Origin of the sequence: Pseudomonas sp. NPDC089752 (assembly GCF_044748725.1) — a bacterium.
Taxonomy (GTDB): Bacteria; Pseudomonadota; Gammaproteobacteria; order Pseudomonadales; family Pseudomonadaceae; genus Aquipseudomonas.
Genome location: NZ_JBIVGP010000006.1, coordinates 1 through 26,100 on the forward strand (window position 1 = coordinate 1; position 26,100 = coordinate 26,100).

At 57.4% G+C, this 26,100-nt stretch carries 13 protein-coding genes and 5 tRNA genes; 14 read left to right on the forward strand and 4 right to left on the reverse strand.

Translation table 11 applies throughout. From position 1 onward, the window contains the following. Positions 1-107: 107 nt before the first annotated feature. The gene (locus ACIPZF_RS11355) at positions 108-875 is read right to left on the reverse strand and encodes a hypothetical protein (RefSeq protein WP_400798928.1); all 768 of its coding nucleotides are present in this window, start codon (positions 873-875) and stop codon (positions 108-110) included. A 315-nt stretch (positions 876-1,190) separates the two neighbouring features. Between ACIPZF_RS11355 and ACIPZF_RS11360 the strand changes: the two genes are divergently transcribed. The 11 genes from ACIPZF_RS11360 to ACIPZF_RS11410 all read left to right on the forward strand — a co-directional run bounded on the left by ACIPZF_RS11360 (position 1,191) and on the right by ACIPZF_RS11410 (position 19,868). Continuing rightward, positions 1,191-1,266 (forward strand) — tRNA-Glu (locus ACIPZF_RS11360). Between the two features lie 2 nt (positions 1,267-1,268). After that, positions 1,269-1,344 (forward strand) — tRNA-Gly (locus ACIPZF_RS11365). A gap of 91 nt (positions 1,345-1,435) precedes the next feature. Further along, positions 1,436-1,511: transfer RNA gene (locus ACIPZF_RS11370), tRNA-Glu, on the forward strand. A gap of 3 nt (positions 1,512-1,514) precedes the next feature. After that, a tRNA-Gly gene (locus ACIPZF_RS11375) sits at positions 1,515-1,590 on the forward strand. 85 nt (positions 1,591-1,675) lie between these two features. Then, positions 1,676-1,751 (forward strand) — tRNA-Gly (locus ACIPZF_RS11380). A 207-nt stretch (positions 1,752-1,958) separates the two neighbouring features. Next, positions 1,959-6,626: a Tc toxin subunit A gene (locus ACIPZF_RS11385; RefSeq protein ID WP_400798931.1), complete on the forward strand. Its 4,668-nt coding sequence runs from the start codon at positions 1,959-1,961 to the stop codon at positions 6,624-6,626. Positions 6,627-6,676: 50 nt separating this feature from the next. Continuing rightward, on the forward strand, positions 6,677-7,759 hold the full coding sequence (locus ACIPZF_RS11390) for a neuraminidase-like domain-containing protein (RefSeq protein ID WP_400798934.1): 1,083 nt from the start codon (positions 6,677-6,679) through the stop codon (positions 7,757-7,759). A 6-nt stretch (positions 7,760-7,765) separates the two neighbouring features. Beyond that, positions 7,766-11,236, forward strand: coding sequence for a hypothetical protein (locus ACIPZF_RS11395; RefSeq protein WP_400798936.1), 3,471 nt, complete (start codon positions 7,766-7,768; stop codon positions 11,234-11,236). 86 nt (positions 11,237-11,322) lie between these two features. Next, entirely contained in the window at positions 11,323-13,944 is a 2,622-nt protein-coding gene (locus ACIPZF_RS11400; RefSeq protein WP_400798939.1) for a hypothetical protein, read from the forward strand. 101 nt (positions 13,945-14,045) lie between these two features. Then, positions 14,046-14,696, forward strand: coding sequence for a hypothetical protein (locus tag ACIPZF_RS11405; RefSeq protein ID WP_400798941.1), 651 nt, complete (start codon positions 14,046-14,048; stop codon positions 14,694-14,696). A gap of 69 nt (positions 14,697-14,765) precedes the next feature. Next, positions 14,766-19,868, forward strand: coding sequence for a SpvB/TcaC N-terminal domain-containing protein (locus tag ACIPZF_RS11410; RefSeq protein ID WP_400798943.1), 5,103 nt, complete (start codon positions 14,766-14,768; stop codon positions 19,866-19,868). 40 nt (positions 19,869-19,908) lie between these two features. Here ACIPZF_RS11410 and ACIPZF_RS11415 read toward each other — a convergent pair whose 3' ends face one another. Further along, positions 19,909-20,319, reverse strand: coding sequence for a PA2817 family protein (locus ACIPZF_RS11415; protein ID WP_400798946.1), 411 nt, complete (start codon positions 20,317-20,319; stop codon positions 19,909-19,911). Between the two features lie 78 nt (positions 20,320-20,397). Continuing rightward, positions 20,398-22,845, reverse strand: a complete 2,448-nt coding sequence (locus ACIPZF_RS11420; protein ID WP_400798949.1) for an acyl-CoA dehydrogenase — start codon at positions 22,843-22,845, stop codon at positions 20,398-20,400. A 172-nt stretch (positions 22,846-23,017) separates the two neighbouring features. Here ACIPZF_RS11420 and ACIPZF_RS11425 point away from each other — a divergent pair, with 172 nt between their 5' ends. The 3 genes from ACIPZF_RS11425 to ACIPZF_RS11435 all read left to right on the forward strand — a co-directional run bounded on the left by ACIPZF_RS11425 (position 23,018) and on the right by ACIPZF_RS11435 (position 25,507). Then, a complete protein-coding gene (locus ACIPZF_RS11425) occupies positions 23,018-23,641 on the forward strand; it encodes a glutathione S-transferase (RefSeq protein ID WP_400798951.1) in 624 nt (207 codons plus the stop codon). A gap of 157 nt (positions 23,642-23,798) precedes the next feature. Then, positions 23,799-24,731 carry an ABC transporter ATP-binding protein gene (locus ACIPZF_RS11430; RefSeq protein WP_400798953.1) on the forward strand — a complete coding sequence of 311 codons (933 nt, stop codon included), beginning with the start codon at positions 23,799-23,801 and terminating at the stop codon, positions 24,729-24,731. Beyond that, entirely contained in the window at positions 24,728-25,507 is a 780-nt protein-coding gene (locus ACIPZF_RS11435) for an ABC transporter permease (RefSeq protein ID WP_400798956.1), read from the forward strand. The genes ACIPZF_RS11430 and ACIPZF_RS11435 overlap by 4 nt, the downstream gene beginning before the upstream one ends. Here the strand turns inward: ACIPZF_RS11435 and ACIPZF_RS11440 are convergent. Then, positions 25,391-26,029: a DUF2062 domain-containing protein gene (locus ACIPZF_RS11440; protein WP_400798959.1), complete on the reverse strand. Its 639-nt coding sequence runs from the start codon at positions 26,027-26,029 to the stop codon at positions 25,391-25,393. The genes ACIPZF_RS11435 and ACIPZF_RS11440 overlap by 117 nt on opposite strands. Between the last annotated feature and the right edge of the window lie 71 nt (positions 26,030-26,100).

Consider the following 26,100-nt stretch of genomic DNA (forward strand, 5'->3'; position numbering starts at 1 on the left):
TGCTCGTGGCACCTGCGGCACTCAGCTTGTCATTCACCGCTCTCACTCCAGATTCTAATCCCCCTTCAAGACACAAGCGGCTTCAGCCGCGAACAGGCCGGTGCCGGTCAATCGTAGATCACGCGCTTCTTCCAGGTCTCGTCCTCATCGGTCTTGAGCCCCTGGGTCAGTTCGTTCTCATCATTTTCAGCCGGCTCCATCTGGTCCAGCACCTGGGCATTGGCCCGTGCCAGCAGTTTTTCCAGATACGTCAGCTGCTCTTCATACACTTTCGGCTCCGGCTGCTTGCGCAGGTATTGCACGCCCCGCTCGAAGGCCAGCCGCGCTTGACCCGGCTGCTCTTGCTGCAGGGCCTGCTGGCCGAGGTTGTTGAAGAACTCGATGTGCAGCAGCACCAGCAGATGACGGATCTCCTTGACCCAGTGCTTGCCTTCGCTGGTTTGCAGGATGTTTTCCTGGGTGGCCTTGACGATCTGGTTGTGCAGCGCCTCCAGGAGAAACCGCACATCCTTGGCCTTGACCTCGGTCTGGATCGGGCAGGGAGGGTTGTTCACCGGGATCTTGTCGCCCAGGGCGATCAGCCCTTCGAGTTCGGCGATGCGCGCCTTGAGTTCGGCGTTGTTCTTGTCCAGGGCCAGTTGGCGCTGGTTCAGGTGCAGCTCGAGGCGCGTCAACATCAGCTTCAGGCCCGGGCTCATGAACTGGCCGGGGAAGGTCTCGGTGATTTCGCCGCAGCGGCGCAGGCGGTCGGCCAGCTCGATTTTCAGGCGGGCGCGTTCCAGCTTGCTGTTCTCGACTACGTTGTTGAGGTAGCCGATCACGATCAGCAACGCGATGCCCGCTACGATGAGCAGAGTGATCAGAAGTGGTGTCACCGTTAACGCCTCATCAAGAGTTGTGCTTAATTGAGTGTAGAGCGGCCAGTCTGGCTACCCTGTTGCACTTTGTCGGCCTGTCGCTGGATTTCTCGAGTGATGGCACTTTGCGTCGGGGCCGTCAGAAAATCAACGCCAATTCATCGGCAAGCGCCGCAGGTGGCCTTAAGAAGTGTCGAAGTCATTGATTTAAATAAATTTCTACAAAGGGGTTGACGACCCCTCAAGGCATCCATAGAATGCGCGCCACTTGCAGCGTAAAGCACACAGCGAAACGCAGCAGGGAGTGAAAGCTGGCAGCAATGCTTGCAGCGTGTCCCCTTCGTCTAGTGGCCTAGGACACCGCCCTTTCACGGCGGTAACAGGGGTTCGAGTCCCCTAGGGGACGCCATTGCGGGAATAGCTCAGTTGGTAGAGCACGACCTTGCCAAGGTCGGGGTCGCGAGTTCGAGTCTCGTTTCCCGCTCCAGTTTCTCCGGCAACGCCTGGCGGCGGGGCAGGAAAAGAAAATCCAGGTTGAATCGTGAGGTTCATATCGGGTGCACTGAAAAGTGTTGTGTGTCCCCTTCGTCTAGTGGCCTAGGACACCGCCCTTTCACGGCGGTAACAGGGGTTCGAGTCCCCTAGGGGACGCCATTTGCGGGAATAGCTCAGTTGGTAGAGCACGACCTTGCCAAGGTCGGGGTCGCGAGTTCGAGTCTCGTTTCCCGCTCCAGTTTTAATACTGTGGCGTTCGCACGGTGCAGTGGTGGTGAAGGTCCTCGTGGCGCTTCACGCCGATTAGCGGTAAAGCTTCAAATGCGGGAATAGCTCAGTTGGTAGAGCACGACCTTGCCAAGGTCGGGGTCGCGAGTTCGAGTCTCGTTTCCCGCTCCAAATTAGAAAACGCCATCTCTCAGGAGATGGCGTTTTTTTTTGCGCTTACCCAATGGCTCGCCTGCGAATGCGGCCTGGGTTGCTTGCCCGTACCTATCATTTTTACCAGTTTCGCGTTTCCTCAGCTGCTCCTAGGATCTTCCGCAAGCCCACCGAATGTTTGAATCGACAGGGCCATGGATCATAGAAGACGGCGCGGGGGTTCAAATGGCTGAAGATCAAGATGGCAAACAAGGGATGCTGCTCGAGAAAATTCTGGCGGTCGAGCCGGCCATCAGCAGCAAGCTCGGTGCCACGGCGTTTTTATCCGAGCCCATCGCAAAGCTGCAGCGTGAGCCCGCCAGGCATCTGCTCAAGCGTTATCCGGAGCTGCACTTCAAGGAGGCGCAGCGGCTCAAAGCGCGCCTGCAAGTAGCGACAGCGGCAATGATGCGAGCATTCAGGGAAAAGCGCCTGGTGGCCTCATCGGGGCGGGTAGCAGATCAGCTCAAAGGTCTGTTGGCCCAGACTGATGGCCCAACCTTCGAAAACCAGTTTTTCCCCGATTGGGGTGCCAATACCCGGCCCGATGCGTTGGACGCAACCACCTCGCCGGTGGCTTACCTGATCGACATACTGCTCTTTATTGCTGAGTACGTGGAAAGATATGCCGACCCCCATAAAGCGCTGACGTTAAGCACCCGACGCCCAGACATCTACGCGCTGCTCCTGGATGAATCGGCCATGAACCGCGTGGTTACCCAGGTCGAAGTGATCATTGGCATGATGGAGCGGGTCATCGCCGAACATCAACGGGTGTCAAATGATACAGAAGTTGCCGAAGACAAATTGCTTAACGTTCGCCATCCGTTGAAGCTTTTTCCCTACGAGCTTTACTGGCAGCAGATTAAAACGGTCCTGTCTCACAACAAACTGTTGATCAGCGACGTCTCACGTTTGTCTGATATGGATGCGCCTTACTTCATCCAGTTAGGTGCGCACTCCAAGTGGTCGGATGTCGCCTTGCAGCAGGATACGGAGTTAGGGCCTGCTTTACGCGCCATTCTGATTGAACGCGCCTATTTCCGTGGCAACGCGCTGGGGCGTTATGATCCGCAGACCCGGCGGTGGCGGGTTCCGCCTGTCAGCAATCCACCGGATGAGCTGGCCGACAGCACCAATTTCTATCAGGAGAACTTCGGTGTCTCGGGATACCCTGCGCTACAGAGGGTAGTGAACTTTTGTCAGGCGTTGCAATTCGATCAGCAGGAAATGGACTCGTTGTTCGGCTTCGCCGCCCACGCACCCAAGCTTTCCAGCAACATCACCGAGCCGGTGCCGTTGGATACGCCTGTCTCAGCAAAACTGTTCGCGGCGCGTTTCATCAACAGCGGAGCTGAACCGGCTATCAGTGTTTTCACTGAAAACGATGTTCATCAGTTCCGGAATTTGACCGAGGACCGTTGCGACCGCATCAATCGGCTGGTCCGTTTGGCCCATGCATTGGATTTGCCTTATGCGCAAGCCGACCAGTTAGTCTGTGCAATTATCGAGGCTGAGCATCGGGCGCCCTCCGTCGCTGCGCGAATGACTGCAGATGCTCCGTTGTGGATGACGGTCAATACCTTGCGCGGGCTCGGGCTGTTTCAAGATCTGCGCGCCCGCTACGCTTGCCAACCTGAGGTGTTTTCCGTCTTTCTGTCAAAGATGTCGGTGTTTGGCGTAGGCGACACGCCTAGCCATTTTGACCGTGTATTCAACGCTGACACCAGTACGCCGCTGGTACTCGATGGTGCAGCGTTCTCTGTGGCTGGCGGTGATGCAGCAAGCAAACGTACTGTCGATCAGCTGTGCAGCGGGCTCGGGATCAACATGGAAACCTTCCGCTACCTGGCACGAATGGTCATGCAGGGGCAAGGCAGCACTACGATGCGGCGTTCGTTAGACACGATCAGCGCGCTTTACCGGGTCACGGCGTTGGCTCAGTTGTTGTCAATCACCACCATCGAGTTGCTATCGCTGTTGGAAGTCTTGAGTCCACAAGGGCAGTACGCGATTCTGCTGGCCGGTGCGCCGCAAAATACCATGTATCAGAGCTATGAGCAGGCCGATACCATCAGCGTGATTCATGCCATCAGCAGCTGCGTTCGCTGGTGTCAGGAACGCGACTTGGCCATTGTCTGGCTGGTGAAACAGTTGCTACCGATTGAAAGCATAGAGCTGGTTCAGCAACATATCAGAACACTGTTTACCGATCTCAAGAGCCATCTCATTCCCTTCCAGGATTTCAATCGAACGCTGGCGGAAGCCGGTGTCACAGCGTTGAGAAGCCAGGATTGGCAAACCAACCTGGAGCAGGTCGTCGATGCGCAGGGGCTGATCAAGGATACCGGCAACAGTGAGGAAGATTTTGATGCGCTGCAATATGAGAATTTTGTCCAGCGCGAGACTCAGGTCGTCATCGATCGCTTGATATCTGCAGGTGATGACCCGGAAAGCGAGTTGCCTGCGCTGAGCCCGGACGAAGTCGAGCGCCTGAAAATCCTGATCGTCGGGTGTGTCTTGCGCCTCAGGTCGCAGCAATGGGGGGTGGTGCAAGAACGACTTGCGCAGTTTTTGTCAATCAATGCCGACGTGTCGATCCCTGTTATTTACTGGGCAGGAGAAATGGTTCACACGCTGTTGGCCAGCGCCGCGAGTTTCGACCCTGATCAGATTCAGTCCGATACCATCAAAGCGATAACACCGTTCATCTATCGCCTGCAGCGGTGTGCGCTGGTCGCTCGCAAGTTTTCGTTGAGCCCTGCGTTTTTCTCCACGTTGTTGATGCGCGCGCTGCGGCCCTGCTTGAGTATCAAGACGACCGAACTGACCTTGCACACGTTGTATTTCCTCGAGCGCTATTCGCAATGCCTGCTCTTGGGGCAACAGTCAGAAGAGCAATTGCTGGGCTATTTTGCCCTGATTTCGAATCTGCATGAACTCAGCGAAAATGAAAAGCCATTGATCCGTGATGCGGCTGCAGAAAAAGTGGCCGCCTGGGCAGGTTGGGGGATTCGTGAGGTGCTGGACGTTGCCAAGCAGATTAGCGATGACGGCATCATTGCAAACGTTCAACAACTGAGCATTCTGTTGCAGACACGGCAATTAAGCGAACAAACCGGTCTGAGTGCCGATTCGTTGATGAAAATCAGCCGACTCAGTTCGCATGATGATACACGGACCTACCGGGCGGCGGCAGAAGAGATGCTCAGCAGCTTGCGTCGGGAAACCGAGCAGCGTCGCGATGAAGCGGAGCTGCGTCAAAGCCTGACCTCTCAATGCCGGGTGAGTAAAGCCTTGCTGGTAGCAAACAAACATATTAACGATGAGGATGAGGATGGGGAAGGTACGGTCACCCTGAAACTACTGGACATGGATAACCAGCCGGTATCGGGTATCAAAGTGACCTGGGATACAGACCTCGGCACATTGCTCGACCGCTTCAGTTTTACCGATCATGCGGGCGAGGCCAAGGTACAGATCCGAGCCTGGTTTGAAAAAAATGAAAACAAACGACAAGCGCTGGGCGTAGCCCATGTTACAGCGACGTACCTGCTGGACAGCCGCGCCTACGCGCCCCCTATAACATTCGACTGCGATGAAAAGACGGTGGATGCACTAGGGCTCATAGAGAAACCCGAGGAACCTTGGCTCTTGGCCGGCAACCAGGGCACCTACGTACTGACCACCAGTTTGGGGGATCATAACGGAAATCCCGGTGTAGATCGGCTGGTGAAGTGGGCCACAACCATTGGTTATTTCTTGGATAGTGCTGGTGAGACATTAACAGACGCCAGTGGCAACAGCACGATCAAGCTACGCAGCTTGGCACCTGGGACAGGGCAGGTATCGTACTGGTATGAGCCGAAATCCAAGGATCCCGTGTATTTCAACATCGGCTTTAACGATAGACCGTATGTCAACACATTGGATCTCATTTCCTGGGTGGTTGCCGGATGGCATATTGAGGTTGAGGCAACGATTCTGAGGCTTGATGGCGAGCCGAGCGCGGGCACTGCGCTGAAATGGCAATGCGATGGGGTCAAACTGGTCGAGGGAGACGAGGTGAGCGACAGCCAGGGGCACGCTCGAGCAAGCTTTTACACCTCAGAAGCCGCAATGGCGAGCGTCACAGTTACGCTCACCCACCTGGGTGAGGAGAAGCCTTATAATACCAAGACACTGGAATTCGAGGTGTTGAAGGACGCGAACAAAATCGAGTCTGAGGAAAGTGGACGCTGGCCAATGGCAGATGGTATCAGTGCCAGCGAGTATGAAGTTCATGTATTCAGCTCGGATGATAAGCCAGTTGCGCATTACCCGATCACCTGGAAAGTGCAAGAGGGAGGTTATAAGGATATTGTAAACCTGACCGGTCTCGACGGTATTGCACGTTATCAGTTGAAGAGTAAGGAGCCGCGGGAACTAACCGTTGCTGCCGTGACGTTGAATGGGGGCGGCAAAACATTCGACCCCGTCAAGTTCTTGCCGCCGCTGGGCTTGCAAGTTTTGTTTGACGGCGAGCTTGTAGATGGTCCGATCACCATCAGCCAAGAAGACGATGCCAGCGGTGTCCCGCATACCTTGACTTATCGAATAGCCGAAGACCATCCGCTGCTGGAAGAGAGCATGAGTCTCGTCTATTCGAGCCGTGACTCTGCTCTTTCTTTGGGACTTAAATTTGATCCCGCCCTGGGCTCGGGGAACTCATTCGCCGACGGAGAAGTAACCTGGACGATCACCGCTAGTGCGACAGGATTGCGCCAGCCTGCTGGGCTAAGGCTGGGACTGTCCTTTGCAAAGGCCATTGACCCGATATGGACCGACGCCATAGTCAAACCGATGGGTAACTAATCGCGCCCCCCCCCCTACTTTGTTTTGACCGCTTCAATATTGAGGTGTCTATGAACAGTGCACTATCCAACACATTGGCGGAGCAATGGCGGGACGCGCTATGTGCCTACGTCACTCATCACATCATGCCGGAAACACTGCAGGCCTCGTCGTTGAATATGATCACTGCCGAGCACGTGAGCCGCTATTTCTTGTTGGATACGCAGGTCACGGCTGCGGTGACGACTTCCTATGTGGCTGAAGCCCTCGCCTGCACCCAGACCTACGTCAATGCGATATTCAATAATGTTGAGCCCGGTTACCCAAGTAGTTTTGACGCGGAACTCGTTTCGTTCTGGAAACAGGCGATGTCGAATTATTCCATCTGGGCGGCTTACCAGATGCTCGAAGACTATCCCGAAAACTATATTCGCGCGGATTTGCGCTTCGATAAAACGCAATTGTTTCAAACGTTGGAGAACAACCTGGCGCAAAGCAAGATAAGCGATGCCACTGTGCAGAATGCGTTGCTCGCGTATCTCAAGGGCTACGAGTTCCAGAACAGTATCAGCGTGCGTTCGGGTTACATCGATTTTATCGGTTGGCAGCAAGACCACGAGCATTTTCCGGGTTACGGCTTTGCCAATTCCAATCATTACCTGCTGGGTCAAGATGCCGCTTCACCGCCTCAGTTTTACTGGCGTCAGGTCGATGTTCGTCTTGATGAGGATTCCACCTATATTCAAGCAGATGCATGGAGTGAGTGGCAAACCATCTCCGTGCCAGCTGCAAGTGTAGTGATTCAAGCCCGATTGGTTATGTTCTGCGGAAGGCTGCACCTTGTCTGGCTATCACACGACGAGCCTCGCGAAGTGCGGGAAATTGGGGAAATGGGGGAAATGGAGGAGGGGGATTCAAAATTACTCGGCTATACGTTCAAACTCCAGATCATTCACCTGGGGCTGGATAATTTCTGGTCCACCCCGGAAACCCTTTGGAAAAGAGATATATTTGTCGGATTGGAGAGCGAGCTGGAAATCGAATCTTATAGATTGGTGGCGTTGGCGCTAACCGGGCCGCGGGGCAGTGACGACCATTTGTTGATTATGCTTACGAAGGAAGGCGACGATCCCCGCATGAAGTATACGGTATGACGTGACGTGCTGAAGCGAGTGGATGAGTCGCCGATTTCAGACGAGGCAGTCAAGCGGCTGATTGATATGTTCGAGCCGAAAGGTAAAGAGCTAAAGCTTCAATTTCGTTTGCCCGCAAGTGAATACGGCTTGGAAAGTGTCAAGCCGGATGACGACAATGACCCGTTTTTATCCCTTGAGGTGGTGCTCGGAGATAAGGTAGATACGGGAGCTAAGGATGATGGCGAACCTTCAAACTATGCACTGCACGTGCGGGGGATCTCTGCAGAGGTAGTAGAGAGGAAGCGTCCGTTAGCCATTCAGATTATCTTCGAGGCGAAATCGGCAGCTGAGACACACTATTTTAGTATTCTCTCGCATCAGCAAGGGGTGATTGAATTTCGCTGCAGCGTTAAGGCGCCTCCGGTTTTTGGCGTCGTGGCGCTCTACCATGGTGAGTTAAACTTGATCGAGTTGTCCAGGGAGGATTTTGCAGCCGAACCATATGGGTGGTATGCAGCAACAACGCTTTTAGACTTAGACCCGCTGTTGGACGTGTTGGTAGGGTATTCGCCCATCGAAGTTCGCGAAGGCGCGGGTTTTTCCGTTCAGATAGACCGTGAAACCATCGATGCTTACCCAATAGCGGAAAACTTCATCACCTATCGCTCGGACCTTGCTGCTCCACAAAGCATGCAATTGAGAGTAAATGACGAGCCTGCGTGGGATGGAGTGGTGACGGCCAGCGGTGGCGGCGCCAGTCCATGGATTCAGAGATCGGTAACGCTGGGGCAACCGGTAACCGTTAAGTTTGGGAAGCCTGACGAGCTATCCATGTTCACGGTATCTACGTTGCTACAGGAGAATTTGCTCTTCAAGAGTATAGTGCCCTATATCAGTCACCAGTCAGGCACTGATTTTCTGGTTTTTGAGTCAATTCAGGTCAAAGGAAAACCTCTGGTTGCACGATTGAACTCCCAGCAGATACCGGATCTTATCAACCGTGCGCAAGCGTCGCCTTGGGCGGTGTTCGCCTGGGATGCGCAGCATTTGCAAGAACCCCCTTATGTTCCTGAGAGCCCTTCAACCTGGCGGCGGACAGTCGACGATCCGCTGATGAACATGTTTGACGCGAATGGCCTTTACCTGCGTGAGCTTTTTTTCCATGTCCCGCATCTGATTGCATCGCGCTTGCAGGAAGAACAACGCTTTGAAGAGGCCCGGCGCTGGCTGGGTATGATCTTCAACCCGCAAAGCAGGCATCCTGAAACTGAACATTCCGGCATCGACTACTGGAACTGTGCCTGGATACTGCAGGACGATAACACTCAGGCCGCAGGCCTCGAGCATCAGTTGATCGACCCACACGTCATCGCGTTGCACGCGCCTTCCCATTATCGCAAAGCCATATTCATCCAATATGTTTACTTGTTGCTCGGTGATGCGGACGTGCATTATCGCCGTCAAACCCGTGACAGCCTGGCCAATGCCTGGCTGCTCTACCGGATGGCGGCGGAGTTGCTGGGGGAGGCGCCGAATGCGCGGGCCATCGACACCTGGCAACCGCGAACAGTCGAAGACTTGATCAAAGAAAGCGATGACCAGTCATTCGCGCGCTATGCATCATCCGTATCACCGGCGGACTTACCCAAGCAGCTGAGCACATTTGTCTGGACCGGGGTGGCGGCGCACCGAGCCTTCCGCTTGCCAGTCAATCAACAACTGCTCGATACCTGGGCTCTGCTGGAACAACGTATTCACAACCTTCGCCATTATTTGACGATCGATGGCAATCCATTGCAACTCGCGCTGTATGAACCGGCCGTCGATCCACTCGAACTGTTGATGGCACGCATGGGCGGCAACGCCAACATGTCGCATTTGCTGGGTTCCAGTACGGTAGTACCGCCCTACCGTTTCCGCACCCTGGTTGCGAAAGCGCAGGAAGCGGTGGCTGCGCTGATTCAGTTCGGTGAACAATTGCGCAGCTACATGGAGCTAGAAGACCGTAGTCACCTCGAGATGCTGCAGTACCAGCATGCGGCTGAGCTTGGAGGTTTCACCATCGAAATTCAAAAGGAGTTGTATGAGCAACAGAAAAAAAATGAGGTTGCGCTGTGTGAACAGAAGTGTTTGGTACAGGCGCGTCTGACTCATTTTCAAGAGCTGGACCAAGAAGGTGTCTCGGTAGGTGAAACATTTGCCATGGCGCTGCACGGTGCGGGGAGGCTGATAGGCACTGTGACTGGCGGGGTAATGGCCGCTTCCCATTTCGCGTCTGTGGTTCCCAATATATTTGGTTTAGCCAATGGCGGTAGCAATTATGCGGGGCCGCTGCAGGCGGCTGGCGCTCTGCTGAATGTGGGGGAGACGGCATTGCTCACCGCCGGTGAAATTCTACGGGAAACGGAGGGTTATCGGCGGCGTGCGCAAGATTGGAAACTGCAGATAGATCTGGCAACAAAAGAGTTAGCGGTTATCGATAAGCAACTGGAAGCTCAAAAGCACGCTACCCTGGCAGCACAACAATCCTGCCAGCATAGCGCTACGGTATTGAAGCAAACCAAAGAGATCTATGAGTTCTACAAGAAAAAAACGGCCAGCGTATCGCTGTACCAGTGGCTGCGGTCGCAGACCGCAACATTGCATGCAACGCTGTTCGATGTTGCGGTCAGCTTGTGTAATAGCGCTGAGACCTGTTGGCAATTCGAAACCGGCAACTATGGCCGCCGTATCATTCGCGCCCCCGCCTGGCAAGCTGATCGCTATGGGTTGGATGCCGGTAGCAAATTGAAGTTGGACCTGCTGCGGCTCGAGGCGGAAGTGCTTATGCGCCATGAGCGGCACCTGGAAGTACGCAAGACCGTTTCACTCTTGGCATTGCTTGATGAGAACCTGGTATTCAACAAGGGAAATGTACCCCTTGCTACCTGGCCAGAGGTGGTTGAGGCGCTGAGCGAAGACGGTGAACTGAGCTTCCAGCTCTCGGAAGAACTTTTCAACAAAGATTATCCCGGCCATTACATGCGTCGCTTGCACAGTGTGGCGTTATCGCTGCCGGCATTACTGGGGCCCTATCAGAACATTCGCGCGACGCTAGCCCAGCAAAAGAGCCAGTTGTTGACTGCGCCTGATATAGAAGGAGTGAAACACCTTTCGCCTCGGGCGCGGGCGGCGGAAAATGGAAATGGGCTTAACGTGATGATGAGTTTACGTACCGATCAGAAAGTCTGTGTGTCTTCAGCCAATCAGGATCTCGGCATGTTCGTCGCGACCGAGCCGGACGACCGCTATCGGCCGTTTGAAAATACCGGTGCGGTCTCCTCATGGCGGCTACGGTTCCCCAGGCATGCCAAGCAAAGCCGCATGCTCGAAAGCCTGAGCGACATAATTATCGAAGTGCAGTACTTCGCTTTGTACGGTGGAGAGAAGTTTGAAGGAGAAGTGATGGAGCTTTTGCGTGCTGGAGAGGAGTCATTGCGGCTACCGCCATCCTGACTCGGCGCTGGCTACATTCAGCCGACAGGTGACAACCACTTGCCGGATAGACCCTTGTTTCTATTAAACCCGCTATAGGTGCAACTATGAAAAACGACAGCCAACCAAAAAAGGCAGAGAGCTTGACCGTAGGCCAGGAAACCAAGGGTCATAACCTTGTTGATGATGGGTCTTTTCCCGACGGCAGTATTGGTGATGGCAAAAGTTGGGAAGCTGAGAAATACCCCGGGGAACGTATTCATCTCGGAACCGGTGACAATATTTATTTAGGCCTGGGCGGGGGCGAGAAGATTTGGCAGGATATCGTGGAGTTGCCGGTCAGTGCGAGTGGTGCGGCTGACGTACGGCCCTACTATTCGATCAGCCTCGAGTATGATTCTGAATTTATTGGAGATTGCAGCCTTAAAGTACATAGCATTGATGGCTATAATGAAACGGAGTTATTGGAGCATACGCTTCAAGGGTTCGGGACGGCCGAGGGTGATGCGCTAGTGCTCTATCCTCAGCGCGATCCTAAGGGCGATCCTCAGCGCGATCCTAATTGGCACCAAGTGGATCCACTTAAACTCCCAGTGCCCAAACATGCAACCCACCTGCGCATTAGCTTCGAGACCACCGATAAGGATACAGGCTTTAGATATTTGTATTTAAAACGCGTGGTATCGTTGCTGTCGTTGCCGGCGTTAGGCTCAGAAAAAAAAGTTTCGGGGGAGCGAACTTCCCCCGCGGTGGAGCCCTCTGTTCTGAAGGTGGTTGTTGACCCTGCCGGAATTGGGCATGAGCAGCTGGTGGTTGCGGGAACGCCGGTTAAGTTATGTCATGGCGCCCATCATGTTCTAAAAGTCAAAGTCGGCGAAGGCGATACCTGGGCGGGCCAGAACGCCAGTCTGCTCTGGTCGAGTACTAGCGGCGTCCCGCAGGATTACGGCTTGAGCGCGGAGCCGGCTTTCAACGTTAATGACACGGATCAAGAGGATCGTTATAAGCCGTTGCCGGCCGAGGCTGAGGTGTGCTGGAACCTGGACGCTGCGGGTAAAGGATCAGGGATTTCATCTGGCGATGTACACCTGGGCCTGGGCAGTTATTGGACAGCGGAGAAGTATGCGTTCCAGGCTCAGGTGGGCCATCATTACTATGTCCTCGGCAAGGTGGAGTGGGATGGGCAAGTGCCAGTTATCAAGCTGGGCAATAGCTGCTCGCTGGAGGTCGAGGTGGAGAACCGCTTTGATTCGGATAGCCCGCTTGAAGGCATTGAGGTGCCTTGGTTTTTGAATGGTCAGTATTATCAAACGGTGCCAACCAACGCCAAAGGCAAGTCGGTGTTGAAGTACACACCAAAAGCGGGGGATCAGGGGGAGGACAACGAGGTGACCTTTACCGCCCAATGTCGGAATGGCTTCGACCAGCTGAGTAAAGTGCACACGACAATTCCAGTGTTTGCGGAGTCGCCCTGGATTGAAGAGTTGAATGTGAAGCTGGATGGCAATACCATCGCGGACCTCACGCAGTGGCCTCTTCATCTGAAGTGTGGCGGTGATCATAAGTTGAGACTTGAACCGAAAGAATCGAAAGAATCGAAAAAATTGAAAAATTGGTTCTTGGGAAAAAAGATCGCGTTGAGCTGTCTGAGCGACCCGGATTTAGGCATCGTGCTTGACCCCGCCCCGAACGTGCCGATAACAATGATCGAAAAGGGGATTGAGTGGACCGTCACAGGGGGCGGCAAACGTGGGATGTTCACGCTCCAGGCCCAGACCGTTGAGGCTGATAGCGATAAGGTGCCGCCGCTGCAGATGAAAGGTATACAGCTTTCTGCAGACCTTGCCGATGAGTTGGACATCACAGTTGGAGGGGAGGTGGCGCCTCCTTACATTTTCCGACGCCAGACGCCTTCAGATATTCTTGTAAAAGTTAAGCCCGATAGCCCGTTGGCGGGTATCGGAGAACCCGTCTTTTTGCACTTTGTTAGCGGAGGGAATTTAGTCGATACAGACATTCCGGCAACGCCCGCCTACGGCGAGCCCCAGATACTCCCGCCGGATGATAATGGTATTAGCTGGTCTCTTAGAGGTGGAGCTGCCAGGGGCCTGTTCGACCTAAAAATCGCTGTGCGCAATCTCGATTTCTACGTGAATACGTGTTTACTGCTGTCGAACAAGGCTGAAGATGAGATCGAGGTGGTGATTGAGCCTGAATCGGATGTGCCCACTCATCATGTTTTCCGGCGCAGCGTAAGCAAGGTAGTCACGGTCAAGCCCCGTGCTGGTAGCCCGCTGAACGCTATCAACTCAGAGGTCTCGTTGGCATTCATTAATAAGGGCTCACTTGAAGCCGACCAGGTGCCGGCAACTCCGAACTATGGGGTTAAAAATCGTATGCCCGCGACGGGCGCGACGTGGACCCTCGAAGGGACTGATGTCAGTGGTTTCTTCGGCTTGAGCGCTACAGTGTATGGTATGAGCCTGAACGTAGAGAATTGTGTATTGCTCTCTACTCGGGCCGAGGACGAGTTAGAGGTGAAGTTTGACGGTGTACCTGTAAGTCCGCCAATGTTCTTTAAGCGCGATACCATGCGCAGGGTTAGCCTGATACCTAAAGGGGGCAGTCCGCTGGTTGAAATATCGGCACCGGTAAGATTGGAGTTTGAGAAAACAGGTGCGGTGACCTCGGGGCAAGTTACGTGCCGGGCTATGGAATTAGCCGGCTAATGGTGGCTGGAGGACTAACTTGGCAGGTCACCGGGAAACTTGTCAGTGGCAAATTCGGTCTGAAGTTCGTTGGGTTCGGTTTCGAACTGAAAAGACCGTGCGTGTTACATTCCAGTAGACTCCAGGATGAGTTTGAGATAGTGCAAGGGGATAGGACGATTGTTTCGGATATTGGAACGCCAACTGCTCATCCAGTGACGCTGCGGGCACGGCCTGAAAGTGGGTTGGGTACAATAGGATTGAGATTTACACTTGTCAGTTCAACAGAAACATCGAGCCATGTGGTATTGCCCCATGCGTCGCAGAATATGGACAACGGTGAGGTGAGCTGGGAGGTAACTCTGAAGGAGATGGAGGCAGGTTATTTTGTAATTCAAAATAGTTTGTTCTCTGATTTTGTTGCTTTTGATTATGTTGCATATAATAGTTGCTTAAGTGATTATTTGCAGTTTTGGTATGGCCTTACAAAGCTGAAATTTGATGTGAATAATGTTGTTTTGGAACAGGGTTACATATCTTTGCATACTGCTGATCGTCGATTTGTCGGGGTAGGTATTTCTTTCCTCGGAGCACCGGATGATACGGTTATGTCACCTACATCGCCTTACTATATCGAGGGATGGCCTGCTGAGACTACTTGGAATTTGACGTATAACCGTGATGTAAGGGAGGTTCACTTGACAATTCAATTCACGATGAAGCGCACTGGCATAAGCGCTCCAGGACCCACTATTACCCTGAAACAGCGCTGAGTTAGTTGTTATTGGTGCCGTTGAGTCAAGCGATAGACTATCGATCGTTGTTCAAGATGGACGGGGAGCATGATGACAGATCAACTTTCACCAGGTTCTGAACGTGATGGCACTGCGTTCTATACGCCCCCTTCGTTACCCAAAGGCGGCGGTACCGTCTCGATTGGCGGCGGCATGCTCTCAGCCGGTGGCCCCGACGGCTCGGCAGGTTGGCAAATGCCCCTGCCATCGCCCGCTGGCCGAGCACTGTCGGCAACCCTGGCGCTGCAATATTCATCGGCCGGTGGCAACAGTGCTTTCGGTGCTGGCTGGGACTGCGCGCTGCCCGCGGTGATGCGCATGACCCGCTTCGGCTTTCCCCAGTACGACGGCAACGACCGCTTGGTTGGGCCCAATGGGGTGGAAATCGTTAAAGCCGGCCCAGAGCGGACGGCTTTGGCGCTGCCATTCTCGAAGACCCCGATCGACTACAGGGTGACGCCCTGGTGCGCGCGTTTTGGCAGTCGAGCAGAGCGTCTGGAGCACTGGGTGGTGGATGGCGCTGATGATGCCGGCTTCTGGTTGCACTTTCTCGCCGATGGCAGCCTGTCGCTTTATGGCTGGTCACCTTTGGCCCGGCTGAGCGATCCGGCTGACCCGGCTCACGTGGCCGGCTGGTATCTGGAAGAAACCGTCTCGGCGCGCGGGGAGCATGTGGTGTATCGCTACCGCCCTGAGGATGAGCTTGGCTGTAGCAAGGAGGAACTTACAGCGCACCCGCAAGTCGCTCATCTCTACCTGGCGGCGGTATACGCCATGAACACGACCTCTTCAGAGGCGCTGCTGATACCGCAGGGAGCATTCGACGAAGCCGACTTCCTGACCTTCACCCTGTTCGATTACGACGAGCGCGACCCCAGTACCGACCTGCCGCCGGATCTGCAGCCCAAGCAGCCCTGGCCAGTGCGCGAAGACCCACAGTCCTTCTGGCGTTACGGCTTCAACGTGCGTATTCGCCGCTTGTGCCGGGAGGTTTTGCTCTGGCACCGCACGGCACGGATGGACGACACAGATGACGACACACCGGTACTGGTCAGCCGCCTGCGCCTGGAGTATGACAGCAGCGCGGTGACCAGCATTCTGGTATCGGCGCAGCAGTTGACGCATGAGGTTCACAGCCGCATGCCGCCGATGGAGTTCGAGCTCAGCCGACCGGGCCGAGCCATACCGGGTTGGGAGCCAGTAGCGGAACTCGACGGCTTCTGGTCGCCGGCCTGGCAAATGGCCGATCTCTATGGCGAAGGGCTGCCGGGCCTGTTGTACCGGGAACACAATGCTTGGCGTTATCGTCCACCGCAGCGTCTGAAACAGGCGCGTGTGGGGCAGACAGACCCGATCACCTGGGGCACTGCCGTCACCCTTGGGGCGCGTCCTGCCATCGAAACAGGTGTACTGACCGACTTGAATGGTGACGGTCGGCCGGAGTGGCTGATCACGGCAGGCGGTCTGCGCGGCAGCTACACCCTCGCGCCCGATGGCAATTGGGGTGGGCTGGCGCCGCTGGCGGAATTCCCCAGCGAGTATGGCCACCCCCAGGCACAACTGACTGACCTGACAGGCGATGGCCTGCAGGACGTGCTGATGTTGCACGCGCTGGGCTCCAATACCGTACGTTTGTATCCCGCTGCGGGCACAGCGGGTTGGCTGGCCGCCATCAACAAAATTTACGAGGGCGCGGTGCCGTTACCGTCAGTGGATACCTCCGAGCATCAGCTGGTGACGTTCGCCGACCCGGCGGGTAGCGGCCAGGCGCATCTGGTATGCATCACCGGAACCGGCGTGACCCTGTGGCCGTCGCTGGGGTATGGCAAGTTCGCCAACGCCGTGCAGATCCCTGGTTTTGCCGTGACGGACTTCAACGCATCGCGAGTGTTTCTGGCGGACACCGATGGTGCTGGCACCACGGATATCCTCTACCTGCAGCCGGATAAGATTCGGGTCTTTATCAGTGAGTGCGGCAACCGTTACCGGGAGGCTGCCTTCGTCCCTGCACCAGAGGGTGTGGTACTGGACTCCAACTGCCAGCTACAGGTTGCCGACATGCGCGGCCAAGGAACCGCCGACTTGTTGCTGACTGTTCCTCATTGGGGGCCGGACTTGGAGCCGCGAACCTGGACCTATCGGTTCAATGATCGCCGCCCTTGGTTACTGGAAACGATTTCGGACAATGCGGGCAGCAGAACCGAGCTCGAGTACCGCAGCTCGGCCCAGGCTTGGCTGGATGAGAAGGCCGCCGTGCAAGCCCGAACGGGAGCAACGCCTGTCAGCTACCTGCCATTTCCGGTGCATACCGTCAGCCGTGTGACAACGGTGAATGAAATCACCGGGCTCTGCCTGGGTAGCCAAACCACTTATCTGGGCGGGGTGTGGGATGGCCGGGAGCGCGAGTTTGCCGGGTTCACTCGGCTGATTCAAACCGATACCCATGATCGGGTGGAGGCTGGCGCTGCTGAACTATCGCCGCCGATGCGCACTTGTAGTTGGTTCTATTCGGGAATCGAAGCCCGTGATGGCCAGGCACAGGACGCTTTCACCGACATGGAAACAACCTTTCCTGCCATGCCGGTCCGCTTTACCCGGTGGAAGGATAATGCCGAAGAGGAGTTTTCGCCGGAGATCGGCTCCGATCTACGGGCTCAATTGTTCCGTGCGTTGCGTGGGCAAATGATGCGCACGGAGGTGTACGGCGAGGATGCCCATATACGGGCGGATTGCCCGTACACGGTGACGCGTCCGCGCCTTCAGGTCAGGGCATACGCTACCGCGGATAACCAACGACCTGCTGCCTTGACCACCGCCGTGGAGACGTTGTCCTTTGCTTGCGAACGTGTAGTGCAAGACCCACTGATAACGCAGTCCATCGTGCTCGAGCAAGATGCGTATGGCAGTGTCTTGCAAAGCGTTACCATCAATTATCCGCGACAGTTGACAGAGCAAGCCCTGAAAGAAGAGGAGCAAGAGCGGTGTATCTATCCGAGCTCCCTGCCGCCCGGCCTGATCGACGCCAGCTGCGATCCGCAGCAATATGACTGCTGGGTCAACCTCACCCGGGCTACCGTACACAACCTGGTAACAGGCGATGACTTTGTCATCGGCCTGGCTGACACGACCCGAGCGGATGTCGTGCGCCTGGGGGTCGATGATATCCCCTCGGATGGTTTCAATGTCGAGGTGTTGCTGAACAATGGCTTGCCGCTGGACCAACCGGATAAAACCACCCTCAAAGGCTTCGAGAAAGTGGTGTGGCGCGAGTCCGAGAAGGCTAACGCAGCGATGAAACCATCGCGTCAGGCACTGCAGGCCTACACCCGCACCGCCATGTTGGACAAAGCTTGCCTCGATGTTTTACGCCCCACCTTCGAGCAGACGCTGCGAGACCTGGTCGAGGACGCTTTGCGCAAACCGCAAGCGTGCGATCAGGTGTTGGCCCGTGTAAGCAAGCGCCTGGCTCAGGCACCAGGGGCGGCAACGGCTTACCTTTTGCTGATGGCCTACGTGCAAACCCAGCCCAATGATGAAGCGGCCGTGCAGATCTTGCGCGATGGCCTGAAGCGTGTCATCAGCGTGGAGCAATTGCAGCGACGGCTGCTCTTTGCCGACCCTGCGCAGCTGCCTGATGGGCTGCAGGCAGCAGTGTTCAGGGAAAGCAGGGTGGCTAATGAGTCGTTGTGGGCCGTGCTTGAATGGTTTTCCACTGACGAAGGACTGGGCAGCGCGAGTATGCCAGTCATTCATGCGGCGGTGGATGGCGCGTTGAATTCCCCTCAATCCGTCGCAGTGTTCTGGCGTGTCGTGTTAGCGGCGCTGGCGGCAACTGAGCGAGCTGTAGTCCTTCCCGCAAACGTTCAGGGTTGGCTGGAGAGCGTTCGTAGCGTCCTGGGCCTGCGGGTCCAGGAGGAAACGTTGGAGGAACTCCTGCGCCGGGGTGGCTACATCGCCATGAATCGTGCGCCAGATGCTGAGGAACTGGCGGACCCGGCGGATCCGCAAGCGTCAGGCGCCCCAGGCATATCCGGTGAACCGCAGGTCCAGGAAGCGTATGCGGGTCACCACGGCATCTCGCACTACCAGGACGCGACGCATTTCTGGCAGCCAGCGGCCGTCCAGGAAAATACGTTGATTGGGCGTGTGCAACTGGTCTATACCGCCCATGACATCGCCGTACGCTCGGTCACCGACGCGGCTGGCCTGACCTCGGTCATAGAAACTTACGACTGGCGCTTCATCAGCCCGATAAAAATCCAGGATGCCAACGACAATATCAGTGAAGTCACGCTGGATGCCTTGGGCCGTGTGATGCACAGGCGCTTTTACGGCACGGAAACTCCGGCTGGCGGTGATCAGGCAGTGATGACCGGGTATTGCTCTGGGCGGGCATTCGTTCCACCTGCTACCGTCGAACTCGCGGTAGCGTTGAATGACACCAAGAAAGTGCCGGTGGCAGAGGCGTTTACTGTCGTTGCCGATAGCTGGATGCCATTGGAATTGAGGGCAGACGGCAGTACGGCTCGCCGCCGCTGCGGTGAACTGGCGTGGTTGCGTGCTGCCGAGCGTTTGCGCAAAGACGCCATTACGCCGCCTTCGATCATGACCGAGCGTACGCCACCGCATGTCATTCAAATTCAGACCGACCGCTATGACGACGATCCAGAGCAGCAAGTGCGTGTGCGGGTCATGCTCAACGGTGGGGGGCAGGTGCTGCAAACAGCAATTCTCAATCCGCCAGGCGAAGCATTCGCGCGCACAGAGGCGGGCGGCCTGGTCGTCGATGCAAACGGGCAGGCAGTGACCTTGCCTGATGTCGCGGTACGCTGGGCGGTTACTGGCAAAACCGAATTCGACAACAAGGGGCAGGCGGTGCGCGTGTGGTTGCCCTTCTACTTGAACGACTGGCGCTGGGTCAGCGATGACAGTGCACGTGAGGGGATCTATGCCGATACCCACGTGTTCGATGCCGCTGGCCGGGAAGTCAAAGTGGTACGTGCCGCTGGCGAGGATGTCGAAGGCGTCTGGGCGAACTATTTGCGTCGGGTGCAGTACTACCCCTGGTTCGCTGTTTCGGAAGACGAGAACGACACGTGGCAGGAGGTGATCGAACAGGCGCGTGAGTACGCCCGTCGGACGCTGCATTGATGCATGTCGGCGCCAGCGGGAACACTGGCGCCTTCGCAATTCAATGCTTGCTGCCGCCCCCCGACATGCTCAGCAGTTGTTTCTCCTGATTCCAGTCAAACGGCTCGTCATTCTGCTCAGCCTCAAAGCGGCGCTCTTCCAGCTGCTGGTACATATCCAGCTCTTCATCGGGCATGAAGTGCAGGCAGTCACCGGCGAAGAACCACAGCAGGTCGCGCGGCACCAGGTGGGCGATCTGTGGATAGCGCTGAATGACCTGGCAGATCAGGTCCTGGCCCAGGTACTGACTTTCCAGTGGGTCTTGTGGCAGCAGGGTCAGCAGCTCGTCGAAGCGTTCGAGGAACAGAGCGTGGCTTTCCTCCGGTACCTGCTCGGCTTCACCCAACGCCACCAGGATGGTACGCAGGTGGTTCAGCAGTTGCAGGTGGTATTCCAGGTGGGGGTTGGCCATGGGGCGGTCCTCGGTAACGTTGAAACGGGCGCGGAGTATACGCGGGTTGGGGAAGGGGCCGCAAAGCGGCCCCCAGTGTCAGCGAACCTTGCCCGGTTCCGCCAATAACTGCTCCTTGTCGAAGGCATCCACGTCGATCACTTCGCGCCGTGCCGTTTCCGCCTCATGCAGGCGTTGGCCTTCACCGGGCTGCAACACGCCGCCCTCGACCGCTGCATCGATTGCCGGCTGGCCAGGCGCCGGCTGCACCTTGCCCTCCTTGATAGCCTGATGCAGCGCCTTGCGCAGCGGCACCGCTTCGTCCAACAGGTCGCTCGCCCGTTGCAAGGCAGCCACTGGGTCGCCTTCGGCCTGCGGCCGGTAGCAGCCAGCAAGCAACTCCTCTAGCGCCGGGTCGCCCTTGCTGCGGCCGATCAGTTCAGCTACCTCGGCATCCAGTTCATCGCTTGGCCCGGTGTGGCGGCGGCCAAATGGGAAGACCAGCACCCGAAGGGCACAGCCGATGAAGCGATTGGGGAAGTTGTCGAGCAGGCGGTCCAGGGCGTTTTCCGCCTGGCCCAGGCTTTCTTCCATGGCCCAGCGCAGCAGCGGCCGCATGTGCTCCGGCGAGCCCAGGTCGTGATAGCGCTTGAGCGCGGCTGAGGACAGGTACAGGTAGCTCAGCACATCCCCCAGGCGCGCGCTCAGCCGCTCGCGGCGCTTCAGGGCGCCACCGAGCAGCATCATCGACAGGTCTGCCAGCAGGGCAAAGGCCGCCGCCTGACGGTTGAGGGCGCGGAAGTAGCCCTGGCTCAGGGCGTCCCCGGGCACTTTCTCCAGATGGCCGAGCCCCAGGCCGTATACCAGCGTGCTGGCCGCGTTGCCGGCGGCAAACATGATGTGCTTCATCAGCAGATCATCGAACTCCTGCAGCGCCTGATCATGGTCCTCGCGTCCGGCCAGGGCCATTTCCCTGAGCACGAATGGATGGCAGCGGATCGCACCCTGGCCGAAGATCATCAGGTTGCGCGAGAGGATGTTGGCGCCTTCGACGGTAATGAAGATCGGCGCCCCTTGCCAGTTGCGCCCCAGGTAGTTGTTCGGGCCCATGATGATGCCCTTGCCGCCATGCACGTCCATGGCATGCTGAATGCACTCACGGCCGCGCTCGGTAAGGTGGTACTTGAGGATCGCCGACAGCACCGAAGGTTTTTCCCCAAGGTCCACGGCCTTGGCGGTCAGCAGGCGGGCGCTGTCCATCAGCCAGGCATTGCCGCCAATGCGTGCCAGCGATTCCTGGATGCCCTCGAAGGCGGCCAGCGGCACGTTGAACTGCTCGCGAATGTTGGCGTACTGACCGGTAACCAGGCTGGTGTACTTGGCCGCGCCGGTGCCGACGGCGGGCAGAGAAATGGAGCGGCCCACCGACAGGCAGTTCATCAGCATCATCCAGCCCTTGCCGAGCATGGCCTGGCCGCCGATGAGGAAGTCCAGCGGCACGAACACGTCCTTGCCGCTGTTGGGGCCGTTCATGAACGCCGCGCCCAGGGGCAGGTGGCGCTTGCCGATTTCCACGCCGGCAGTGTCGGTAGGGATCAGTGCCAGGCTGATGCCCAATTCTTCCTCGTCGCCCAGCAGGTGGTCCGGATCGTAGGCCTTGAACGCCAGACCAAGCAGGGTGGCGACCGGGCCCAGGGTGATGTAACGCTTCTCCCAGTTCAGGCGCAGGCCGATGACTTCTTCGCCGTTCCACTGGCCTTTGCAGATGACCCCGGTGTCGGGCATCGCTCCAGCGTCGGAGCCGGCCAGTGGGCCGGTGAGGGCGAAGCAGGGGATGTCATCGCCGCGGGCCAGGCGCGGCAGGTAGTGGTTGCGTTGCTCGTCGGTGCCGTAGTGCAGCAGCAGTTCGGCCGGGCCAAGCGAGTTGGGCACCATCACCGTGGAGGCCAGGTCGCCGCTGCGCGTTGCCAGCTTCATCGCCACCTGGGAGTGGGCGTAGGCAGAAAAACCTTTGCCGCCATATTCCTGCGGGATGATCAGGGCGAAGAAGCCATGGGACTTGATATGCGCCCAGGCCTCGGGCGGCAGGTCCAGGTCCTGGCCGATCTGCCAGTCGCTGACCATGGCGCAGAGTTCTTCGGTGGGGCCGTCGATGAAGGCTTGCTCTTCGTCGGTGAGCTTGGGCGCTGGATAGTCGAGCAGGGTGCGCCAGTCTGGGCGGCCGCTGAACAGCTCGCCGTCCCACCACACGGTGCCGGCGTCGATCGCTTCACGCTCGGTCTGCGACATCGGCGGCAGCGTGCGCTGGAACCAGCTGAACACTCGGCCGGTGAAGACCTTGCGCCGCCACTCGGGCAGCGCCACCAAGGCGATTTTCAGCCCGAGCACGATCCAGATCAGGGCCAGCAGCCAGCCGGGCGCGCTGCTGAAAATCCCCATCAGCAGCACGTAGGCCGCCAGGATGCCCAGTATCTGCAAGGGCGCCAGGCGCCGGTGCGTGAGGTACGCCGCGCCAATCACCAGCACCACCAACCACAACAGCAACATAATCGGTCCTCCTTGGAACCAGGGGCTTGAGCCGTCCCACAGAGCTTAGACGCAACCCGTCGAACGGCATTATCAGAACAGTGACAGGGTGTGGCGGCAGGAGTTTCAGCCCGTTGTTTGCCTGTGCCGGTGGAGTAGACTGTCCAACCTGTGCATTCATAAGGACGTTGCCATGCTGAAGATCTGGGGCCGCAAGAATTCGAGCAATGTGCGCAAGGCGCTGTGGATCGCCCAGGAACTGGGCCTTGATTTCGAGTCCATCGACGCCGGTGGCGCCTTCGGCGTGGTCAACGAGCCGCACTACCGAGCGCGCAATCCCAATGGGCTGGTGCCAATGCTCGAGGATGGCGACCTGACCCTGTGGGAATCCAATGCCATCGTCCGCTACCTCTGTGCCGAATACGGCCAGGAGCAGGGCTGGTACCTCGACGACCCACGCCAACGGGCCTTGGCCGACAAGTGGATGGACTGGACCACCTCGTCCTTCGCCACCCCGTTCCGCCCCTTGTTCTGGGGCTTGCTGCGCACCCCGGAAGACCAGCGCGACTGGGTTGCGATCAACGCTGCGCACAAGCAGTGCGCGCAGTTGCTGGCGATTGCCGATGAAGCCCTGGGGCAGCAACCTTACCTTTCCGGTGACCGGATCGGCATGGGCGACATCCCATTGGGTAGCTTCGTCTATGCCTGGTTCGAGATGCCCATCGAACGCCCGGCCATGTATCACCTTGAAGCCTGGTACGAGCGGCTCAAGGCGCGCCCGGCCTATCAGGCGGCGGTGATGACTGCGCTGACCTGACGGATCCTTCGGCTATTTCCGAACCCTCGTTAATAGCCACTATCAATACACATGACTGTACTTGTGCGGCCGGGCCTTGCACCATTGGCCGCACTCACTGCGCCAGTGACCTTGCCCTGGCGTGTCCTGCACCTTTTTCTTCGGTAAGTGACCCGCTATGAGTTCTGCCCTGTCCATTCGACAGTTGACCAAGACCTACGGCAACGGCTTTCAGGCCCTCAAAGGCATCGACCTCGATGTTGCCGAAGGCGACTTCTTCGCCTTGCTCGGCCCCAACGGCGCCGGCAAATCCACCACCATCGGCATTCTCTCGACCCTGGTCAACAAGACCAGCGGCACGGTGAACGTTTTCGGCCATGACCTCGACCGCCAACCCTCGGCGCTCAAGCGCTGCCTGGGCGTGGTGCCGCAGGAATTCAACTTCAACCAGTTCGAGAAAACCTTCGATATCGTCGTGACCCAGGCCGGCTATTACGGCATCCCGCCCAAGCTTGCCAAGGAGCGCGCCGAGCAGTACCTGACCCAACTGGGGTTGTGGGACAAGCGCGACGTGCAGTCGCGCTCGTTGTCCGGCGGCATGAAGCGCCGGCTGATGATCGCCCGGGCGTTGATCCACGAGCCGCGTCTGTTGATCCTCGATGAGCCGACCGCCGGGGTGGACATCGAACTGCGTCGCTCGATGTGGAGCTTTCTCACCGAGCTGAACCAGAAGGGCATCACCATCATCCTGACCACGCACTACCTGGAAGAAGCCGAGCAGCTGTGCCGCAACATCGGCATCATCGACCACGGCACCATCGTCGAGAACACCAGCATGCGCAAGCTGCTGGGCAAGCTGCATGTCGAGACTTTCGTCCTGGACCTCAAGCAGGACCTGCCTGCAGCGCCAATATTGCAGGGCTACCCGTGCCGGCTGATCACCCCGCACACCCTGGAAGTGCAGGTGGACAAGGATATCGGCATCACCGCGTTGTTCGGCCAGTTGGCCCTGCAGAGCATCGAGGTGCAGAGCCTGCGCAACAAGACCAACCGTCTCGAGGAGCTGTTCGTGTCCCTGGTGGAAAAAAACCTGTCGAAGGTGGCCGTATGAGTGTGGAGCTGCGCACCAACTGGGTCGCCCTGAATACCATCGTCTACCGCGAAGTGCGGCGCTTCTTGCGCATCTGGCCGCAGACCCTGCTGCCACCGGCGATCACCATGGTCCTGTACTTCGTCATCTTCGGTAACCTGATCGGCCGGCAGATTGGCGACATGGGTGGCTTCACCTACATGGAGTACATCGTCCCCGGCCTGATCATGATGTCGGTGATCACCAACTCCTACGGCAACGTGGTGTCGAGTTTCTTCGGCAGCAAGTTCCAGCGTTCGATCGAGGAGCTGATGGTGTCGCCGGTATCGCCGCACATCATCCTCGTCGGTTATGTGCTGGGTGGCGTGCTGCGCGGCCTGGCGGTGGGCGTGATCGTGACCCTGCTGTCGCTGTTCTTTACTCACTTGCAGGTCCATCACCTGGGCGTGACAGTTGTCGTGGTGCTGCTGACCGCGACCATCTTTTCGCTGTTGGGCTTCGTCAATGCCGTGTTCGCGCGCAACTTCGACGATATCTCGATCATCCCGACCTTCGTGCTGACGCCACTGACCTACCTGGGCGGGGTGTTCTACTCGATCAACCTGCTGCCGCCGTTCTGGCAGACCGTGTCGCTGGCCAACCCGGTGCTGCACATGGTCAACTCGTTCCGCTACGGCATTCTAGGGGTGTCGGACATCAGCATTGGCACGGCGATCACCTTCATGCTGGTCGCTACCGCCGTGCTCTACACGCTGTGCGTTCGCCTGCTGGTCAGCGGCCGCGGCATGCGTGCCTGAGCAGTTGACTGAGCATTTGAGCTTGCGCCGGCGCCACTGCCGGCCAATCCACCAGCGCCAGTACAGCAGGGTGGTGAAGTAGGCGGCGATGCCCAGCACCACCCCGCACACCACCGAGCCCAGCAAAAATGGTTGCCACAGGGTCGACAACTGGTCGGTGATCCATTCGAACGTCAGGTTTTCGGGTAGCGTGCGAGCCGGTGTCTGCAACAGCCAGGCGCCGGTCATGTAGGTGACGAAGAACACCGGCGGCATGGTCAGCGGGTTGGTCAGCCAGACCAGGCTGACGGCGATCGGCAGGTTGCCGCGCACTGGGATCGCCAGTGCTGCCGCCAGCAGCATCTGCATGGGAATGGGGATCAGCGCCGCGAACAGGCCCACGCCCATGGCCCGAGCCACCGAATGGCGGTTGAGGTGCCAAAGGTTCGGGTCGTGCAGCAGCTTGCCGAAAAAGCGCAGCGACTTGTGTTCCCGAATGCTGGTCGGGTCCGGCATGAAGCGTTTGAAAAGGCGGCGCGGCATGTAGGCTCCCGGAGCGTTGATCGGGGCAGTATGCCTTGATTCCATCTCGGTCTTGTTCAGAGTTTGTGACA

Coding starts and splice junctions, on each gene's coding strand:
- ACIPZF_RS11385 (WP_400798931.1), top strand. CDS start 1,959: ATGGCTGAAGATCAAGATGGCAAACAAGGGATGCTGCTCGAGAAAATT.
- ACIPZF_RS11390 (WP_400798934.1), top strand. CDS start 6,677: ATGAACAGTGCACTATCCAACACATTGGCGGAGCAATGGCGGGACGCG.
- ACIPZF_RS11400 (WP_400798939.1), top strand. CDS start 11,323: ATGAAAAACGACAGCCAACCAAAAAAGGCAGAGAGCTTGACCGTAGGC.
- ACIPZF_RS11410 (WP_400798943.1), top strand. CDS start 14,766: ATGATGACAGATCAACTTTCACCAGGTTCTGAACGTGATGGCACTGCG.
- ACIPZF_RS11415 (WP_400798946.1), bottom strand. CDS start 20,319: ATGGCCAACCCCCACCTGGAATACCACCTGCAACTGCTGAACCACCTG.
- ACIPZF_RS11420 (WP_400798949.1), bottom strand. CDS start 22,845: ATGTTGCTGTTGTGGTTGGTGGTGCTGGTGATTGGCGCGGCGTACCTC.
- ACIPZF_RS11425 (WP_400798951.1), top strand. CDS start 23,018: ATGCTGAAGATCTGGGGCCGCAAGAATTCGAGCAATGTGCGCAAGGCG.
- ACIPZF_RS11430 (WP_400798953.1), top strand. CDS start 23,799: ATGAGTTCTGCCCTGTCCATTCGACAGTTGACCAAGACCTACGGCAAC.
- ACIPZF_RS11435 (WP_400798956.1), top strand. CDS start 24,728: ATGAGTGTGGAGCTGCGCACCAACTGGGTCGCCCTGAATACCATCGTC.
- ACIPZF_RS11440 (WP_400798959.1), bottom strand. CDS start 26,029: ATGCCGCGCCGCCTTTTCAAACGCTTCATGCCGGACCCGACCAGCATT.